The 1,340-nt window shown below is 58.6% G+C and carries 2 protein-coding genes; one reads left to right on the top strand and one right to left on the bottom strand.

The features are described from left to right. On the top strand, positions 1–547 hold a 547-nt coding region (locus tag AC1DUU_RS32185; protein WP_476787344.1), incomplete at its 5' end, for an IS30 family transposase. 321 nt (positions 548–868) lie between these two features. Here AC1DUU_RS32185 and AC1DUU_RS32190 read toward each other — a convergent pair. After that, positions 869–1,340, bottom strand: a 472-nt coding sequence (locus AC1DUU_RS32190) for a LuxR C-terminal-related transcriptional regulator (protein ID WP_476787345.1), incomplete at its 5' end; no start/stop codon positions are given.

The following is a 1,340-nucleotide window of genomic DNA, read 5'->3' on the forward strand; positions in this document are numbered from 1 at the left end:
CGCCAAGGGCGCACAGAGCCAAACGGGGCAAGGACAAATCCTCGATATGGTCTCCATCCGCGAGCGCCCCGCCGAGGCGGAGGATCGTGCCATACCAGGCCATTGGGAGGGTGATCTGCTCGCCGGTGCGAACGACACCAACATCGCCACCCTCGTCGAGCGACACAGCCGGTTCACGATGCTTGTGAAGTTGACCAGAAGGGACTCGGCCACCGTCGTGGCGGCTCTCGCCCAAAAGATGGGCACATTGCCCGAAGAGTTACGACGCTCGTTGACTTGGGACCAGGGCAAGGAGATGGCTCTTCACAGGAGCTTTACCGTTGCAACCGACCTACAGGTCTACTTCTGCGATCCGCGCAGTCCCTGGCAACGCGGCAGCAACGAAAACACCAACGGCCTGCTCAGGCAGTACTTCCCCAGGGCAACCAACTTCTCCCAAGTCTCGCAGGACCAGCTCGACGCCATCGCTCTGCGTCTCAATCAGCGCCCCCGAAAAACCCTGGACTTCGAAACGCCGGCCGATAGGCTACGGAAGGTGTTGCGATGACCGGTTGAACCCACCGGCGCAAAGCGGTCATTGCCTTGGAGCGATTGTTTGCCAGCAACTCGCGTGGTGCTGAGGCCGAACAAAATCTCGCTTAGGCGAGTCTGGTCGAGACCTCTCCCACCATACTCCTTTCGGGACCAAACGTCGCCCCAGCCAGACTAAAGCCACACCTACGGTAGAGTGCCGCAGCCGGTTCGTTTTCAGCATTCACGGACAACACAAGCTTCGAATGGTCGGGCGGTTCTCAGCTACCCATTGGGCGGCCTTCCGGACAGTTGCGGCGCAAGGCCTCATGGCAACCTCCTGGCCGTGCGTCTGTCGCTATCGCCAAATCTTGTCAGTTCCTGCCTGTATTTCTCCCATAGCCATTGCTTTTGACACTGCTAGCGAGACGTTGTTTGCGCCGAGCTTTTCACGGACATGGCGGAGATGGGCTTGAACCGTGAATGTTGACACATTCAGTATGATCGCTGTTTCTACAGCGGTCTTGCCCTGGGCATTCCACTGGAGAACCTCGGCTTCTCGTTGCCCCAAGGTCGGGCCGCGTTCGGGTTCAAGTCGTCCTTCAAGCTGACAAATTGTCTGAAAAGCTTTCAAGCATAGGATTTCAACAAGGGGCCGCTCGGATGGCGACAATTCTATGCGCTCCCCGGCAGCACTCACCGCCACCGGTCCGTGATACGGGATGTGAATAGGGACGCAAAGCCCGTCTTTCATTGCGAAATCCCGCGCCTCGTCCATAACCAGCTTTGCGCGTGGCGACATGAACTCGGGCAGCAAATCGCTCCAGAGG

Source organism: Aminobacter sp. P4_H6_2, assembly GCF_056400805.1.